Source organism: Amycolatopsis sp. NPDC003861, from assembly GCF_053605405.1.
Map to the genome: position 1 here is coordinate 1 of NZ_JBSGJD010000404.1, position 5,537 is coordinate 5,537.

Genomic DNA, 5,537 nt, shown 5'->3' on the forward strand with positions numbered 1-5,537 from the left:
CGCCGGGGGAGGGCGCTCGCGGACCGGAGCTCAGCGGCAGCGGTAGCTCGACGCCGTGGCCGGGTCCCCGCCGGTGTAGCGGGAAACCCGCGGGAGCGGGCACAGGTCGCGGGTCTTGCCGTCCGCGGACGCCGCCGTCAGCGTGGCCGGCGCCGTCCCGTGCTCGACCCAGTCGACCAGCTGCCCGAGCGCGTTCGTGGGCTCCGGGCCGCCACCGCCGAAGCAGTGCTCGACACCCGGCGCGAGGAACAGCCGGTAGAAGTCGTTGACCCGCTGCGGGCCACCCATCGTCCGTTCCACCTCGGCGCGGTAGGACAGCGTGCCGCCCGGCGGGATGAGCTGGTCGTTCGCGCCGACGAACGTGATCAGCTTGCCGCCGGCGCGGCGGAACGCCGAGAGGTCGGGGTCGGACGTGCCGATGACGTCGTCGTACTCACGCACCGACTGGCGGAACAGGGCCGCGAACTGCGCGTACGTCAGCTTCGAGGTGTCGAAATCGGCTCGCTTCTCCAGGAACGACTGCACCCACTTGACGGCCACCGGGAAGCCCGGCGCGGTCAGCGTGCCGTCGGGACCCGGCTGGGTGCCGGCGAGCCAGGTGAAGTCCGCGCCCTTCGGCAGCCCGGCCCACAGCTTGCGGCCGCGCTCGTCGGTCGGGCCCGCCCAGATCTTGCGCACGACCTCGGCGTCCGCGGCCGTGACGGTGACCTCGTGGCCGTCGCAGACCACCTTCGTCCCGACGAGGCGACGCGGGTCGTAGCCGCATTCGTCCGGCCGGTCGACGATGCCGTTGGTCACGCCGTCCTTCGCGTCGCACGCCTGGACGGCGGCCGTGCGGAACGCGGAAAGCACGCAGGGGCTCGGGAAGTCGTGGCTTTGGTTCATCACGACCTGCGGCCAGAGGGTGGCGACCGCGAACTGCGTCCAGTCGACGGCGGGCGCGTTGGCCAGGATGCCGTCGAAGTCCTTCGGATAGGACTGGGCCTCGGAGTAGCCCTGGCGGCCACCGGTCGAGCAGCCGGTCCAATACGCGTACGAGATCGGCCGCTGGTAGTACCGCTGCGTGACGGCCTTGCCGATGACAGCTTCTTCGTGCACCGATCGGGTGGCGAAGTTGGTCAGGAGCGTCTGGTCGACCCGGCCGCCGTTCAGCGCCCAGGACGTGTCGAGGCCGTCCAGGGACACGCCCGCGTCGGTGGTGACGGCGGCGTAGCCGGCCTGGGCCGCCTGGGGGAGCGCGTCGAAGTTGCCGGCGGCGTAGGCACTGCCGCCGAGGGCTTGGAGCCGGCCGTTCCACCCGGTGTCCGGCAGGGCCACGGCGACCTTGACGTGGTCCTTGCCGGTGTGGGTGAGCGTGACGGTGATCAGGCAGTACGACGCCTGGGGCGTGGCCTGCACCGACTCGATCCCGGCGCCCGGCGGGGCGGGCACCGAGACGGCGGCGCAGGGGGCGGGGGTTGCTGCCGAGGCGGCCGGCTGCGTGACGGTGGTCAGCAGGAGCGGCACGGCGGCAGCGAGAAGGAGGCGTTTCATCGGTCTCTCCGGTCGCTGGTCATTGCGGGGGAACGCTAGGTGCCGGCGGGGCGGCCCGGCGCCCGTCGGATGACGCTGCCGCTGTACGTCACTCGGCCGTGAGCTGCGGAAACAGTGTTGGGTAAGGTCGTTTCCATGGCGCTGACCGGGCGGGACACCGAGCTGAAGGAGCTGGGCGAGCTCGTCGACGGCCCGGAGGACCGCGGCGGCGTCCTGATCCGCGGCGAGGCGGGCATCGGGAAGTCCGCGCTGGTAGCTTCGACGGCCGCGGCGGCCTCGGTGGCGGGGTTGCGGGTGCTGCGGACGACCGGGGCCGAGGCCGAGCGGAACCTGGCGTACGCCGGGCTGCACCAGCTGCTGCACCCGGTCCGGGCCGGGGTGGCGGAGCTGCCGGCGCCGCAGCGGGACGCCCTGCAGACGGCGCTGGGGCTGGCTTCGGGAGCGGAGCCGAGCGCGTACCTGGTCGGGCTGGCGGTGCTGACGCTCCTGGCCGAGAAGGCGGCGGCCAAGCCGTTGCTGCTGGTGGCGGAGGACGTGCACTGGCTGGACCGGGCCAGCGCGGACGTCCTGGCGTTCGTGGCGCGGCGGATCGAGACCGAGCCGATCGTCCTGGTGGCGACCCTGCGGGACGGCGCCGAGTCCCCGCTGCTGTCGGCGGGGCTGACGTCGATGGTGCTGGAGAGGTTGCCGGCGGACGCGGCGGCGGAGGTGCTGGATTCGGTGGCGCCGCGGTTGGCGCCGGCCGTCCGGACGCGGCTGCTCGCCGAGGCGGCGGGGTTGCCGCTGGCGCTGACGGAGCTGCCCGCGGCGGTGGCCTCGCTGGACGGCGTGGACCCGGTGCTGCCTCTGACCGAACGGCTGGAGCGGACGTTCACGGCCCGGGTGGCGGCGCTGCCCGCGGCGACCCGGACGGCCCTGCTGGTGGCGGCGCTCAACGAGACGACATCGTTGGCAGAGACCCTGGCGGCGACGGACGCCCTGCTCGGGACGGGTACCGCGACCGAGCGCGCCGCCGATCCCGCGGTCCTCGCCCCCGCCGTCGAAGCGCGGCTGGTCGAGCTGTCCGCGGGGGCCGTCACCTTCCGGCACCCCCTCATGCGGTCCGCCATCCCGGCCTCGGCCACCCCGCTCGACCGCCGCAACACCCACCTCGCCCTCGTCGAAGCCCTCCGCGACCAGCCCGATCGGCGTGCCTGGCACCAAGCCGCCGCCACCGCCGGGCCGGACGAGACCGTGGCCGGCGAACTCGAACGCACCGCCGAGCGCGCCCGCTTCCGCGGTGGTGCCGCGGCCGCCATCGCCGCCCTCGAACAGGCGGCCCGGCTCAGTCCCGACGCCGGGGCCAGGACCGACCGGCTGCTGCTGGCCGCCGAACTGGCCGTCGAGTCCGGGCGGCGGGAGACCGCCGAACGCCTGGTCCACGCGGCCAACCCGGCCGATCCCCGGCGCCGGGCCACCGCCGGCCGGTTGCTCAGCGAGTTCGAAGACGGCGTCCGCGAAGACCCCGCCCGCGTCGCCGAACTCGCCCGGACCGCCGCGTCCGTCGCCGAAGACGGCCACCACGACGCCGCCATGCGGATCCTCTGGAGCGCCGCCATGCGCTGCTTCTGGACCGAACCCGGTCCGGCAGCGCGGAAGGCCCTCCTGGACGTCGCCGATCGGCTGCCGATCCCGGACGGCGACCCGCGGATCGTCGCCGTCACCGCCTATGTCGCTCCCTTCGAACGCGGCGCGGCCGTCCTCGGGCACCTCCGGGAGCTGGTCGCCAAGACCGGCGCCGACCCCGAAGTGGACCGGTACCTCGGCAGTGCCGCACTGCAGGTCGGGGCCTTCGACCTCGCCGCCCGGTTCTCCGCCGCCGCGGCGCCCGGGCTGCGGGCGCAGGGGCGGCTCGGGCTGCTGCCGCGGGCGCTGGCCGTGCTGGCGTGGAGCCGGGTCCGGCTCGGCGATCTGGCCGGTGCCGTGCCCGCCGCCGCGGAAGCGGTCCGGTTCGCGCGCGAGACCGGCCAGCCGTTCATGGCCGGGCTCGCCACCGCGGTCCAGGCCGAAATAGCCGCCCTGCGCGGCGAGCACAAGCAAGCGAAGACCCTCGCCGACGAGGCCGAACGCGCCGGGCTCGCGGCCGGCGCCCGGCCGGTGCTGGCCACCGTGCAGCTCACGCGCGGCCTGGCCGGCCTGAGCGAAGGCCGGTTCGAGGACGCCTTCGCCGACCTGCGCCGGCTGCTCGACCCGGCCGACCCCGCCTACCAGCTGGCGTTGCGCACGTACTGCGTCGCGGAACTCACCGAAGCCGCGGTGCGGGCGGGCCGGACCGGCGAGCTGCGGGAGGTCGTGGCCGGACTCGAGTGCCTGGACACGCCGTCACCCGCGCTGCACATCGGCCTCCGGTACGCCCGGGCCGTGCTCGACCCGAGCGACGAGCGGTTCGCCGAGGCCCTCGACTCGGCCGGCTGGCCCGCCGAACGCGGCCGCGTCCACCTGGCGTACGGCGAGTGGCTGCGGCGGCAGCGGCGGGTCGTCGAATCGCGGACGCACCTGCGCACCGCCCGCAAGACGTTCGACGCGCTCGGCATGGCGGCCTGGGCCGACCGGGCCCGCCGCGAGCTGCGCAGCGCGGGCGAGTCGAGCCCGAACCGCGGGCCGGACGCGCGGGACAAGCTCACCCCGCACGAGCTGAGCATCGCGCAGCTGGCCGCCGAAGGGCTGACGAACCGGGAGATCGGGCAGCGGCTGTACCTTTCGCACCGGACCGTCGGCACCCACCTGCACCGGATCTTCCCCAAGCTGGGCGTCAGCTCGCGCGCCGACCTCGCCGGGATGCTGAAGACCCTCGAAGGATGACGTACACCGGCTGCGTCACCTGACGGGCGCGAAGGTCACCAAACGGCTCCTAACGTCGTGAAAGTCCCACAGTCTTTCGCGCAGGAGCAGCAGATGATCAGCAGGAGAAGGTTCGGGCACGTGTTCGCGGCCGGGCTCGCGGCGACGTCCTTGGCGGCCTGCTCGTCGGGCCCTCCCGCGGCCGCCCCCGCGCCGGCCCCCGACCTGCGGGCCGGGTCCGGGGAGCACACCTCGCTCGGGCCGGTCAAACAGGCCGACGCCGGCCTGGTCACGATGGCCTACCACGAGTTCGGCCCGGCCGGCGGGCAGCCGGTGGTGCTGCTGCACGGCTGGCCGTACGACCCGTACAGCTACGTCGACGTCGCACCGATCCTGGCCGGCGCGGGTTACCGGGTGATCGTCCCCTACCTGCGCGGCTACGGCCCGACGGCGTTCAAGTCGGCGGCGACGGTCCGCAACGGCCAGCAGACGGCCGTGGCGCTCGACGTCATCGCCCTGCTGGACGCGCTGAAGATCGACAAGGCCGTCTTCGGCGGCTACGACTGGGGCGGCCGGACCGTCAACATCATCGCCGCGCTGTGGCCGGAACGCTGCACGGCGATCGTCGCGGTGAGCGGGTACATCGTGACGAACCTGGCGGCGAACCAGAAGCCGCTGGCCCCGGCCGCCGAGCTCGGCTGGTGGTACCAGTACTACTTCGCGACCGAACGCGGCCGCGCGGGCTACGCGGCCAACCGCCACGACTTCAACAAGCTGATCTGGAAGACGGCGTCGCCGGCCTGGCACTTCGACGACGCGACGTACGACCGCAGCGCGGCGGCGTTCGACAACCCGGACCACGTCGCCATCGTCATCCACAACTACCGCTGGCGCCTGAGCTTGGCGCCGGGCGAGCCGCAGTACGAGGCGTACGAACAGAAGCTGAACGCGGGAGCGACCATCGGCGTCCCGGCGATCACGATCGGCAGCGACTTCGACGGCGCGGCCAAGGACGGCAAGGCCTACCGCGCCAAGTTCACCGGCAAGTACGAACACCGCGTCTTCGACGGCATCGGCCACAACGTGCCGCAGGAAGCACCGCGCCCGTTCGCCCAGGCCGTCATCGACGCCACCCACCTGTGAGCCTCGTGAGTGGTAAGGCGGGTTAGAACCCGCCTTACCAC

At 73.8% G+C, this 5,537-nt stretch carries 3 protein-coding genes; 2 read left to right on the forward strand and 1 reads right to left on the reverse strand.

Going from position 1 to position 5,537, the window contains the following annotated elements; genetic code table 11:
- Positions 1–30: 30 nt before the first annotated feature.
- Positions 31–1,533, reverse strand: a complete 1,503-nt coding sequence (locus ACWEVN_RS46135; RefSeq protein ID WP_452055490.1) for a tannase/feruloyl esterase family alpha/beta hydrolase — start codon at positions 1,531–1,533, stop codon at positions 31–33.
- Between the two features lie 135 nt (positions 1,534–1,668).
- Here ACWEVN_RS46135 and ACWEVN_RS46140 point away from each other — a divergent pair, with 135 nt between their 5' ends.
- Together ACWEVN_RS46140 and ACWEVN_RS46145 are read left to right on the forward strand one after the other, a co-directional pair.
- Positions 1,669–4,374, forward strand: coding sequence for an ATP-binding protein (locus ACWEVN_RS46140; RefSeq protein WP_452055491.1), 2,706 nt, complete (start codon positions 1,669–1,671; stop codon positions 4,372–4,374).
- A gap of 93 nt (positions 4,375–4,467) precedes the next feature.
- Positions 4,468–5,496 (forward strand): alpha/beta fold hydrolase, encoded by a 1,029-nt coding sequence (locus ACWEVN_RS46145; RefSeq protein ID WP_452055492.1) that lies wholly within the window; start codon positions 4,468–4,470, stop codon positions 5,494–5,496.
- The last annotated feature ends 41 nt before the right edge of the window (positions 5,497–5,537 follow it).

What these genes read in the sequence shown, in the direction of transcription:
- ACWEVN_RS46145 (WP_452055492.1), top strand. Translation starts at nt 4,468, where the DNA reads ATGATCAGCAGGAGAAGGTTCGGGCACGTGTTCGCGGCCGGGCTCGCG.
- ACWEVN_RS46135 (WP_452055490.1), bottom strand. Translation starts at nt 1,533, where the DNA reads ATGAAACGCCTCCTTCTCGCTGCCGCCGTGCCGCTCCTGCTGACCACC.
- ACWEVN_RS46140 (WP_452055491.1), top strand. Translation starts at nt 1,669, where the DNA reads ATGGCGCTGACCGGGCGGGACACCGAGCTGAAGGAGCTGGGCGAGCTC.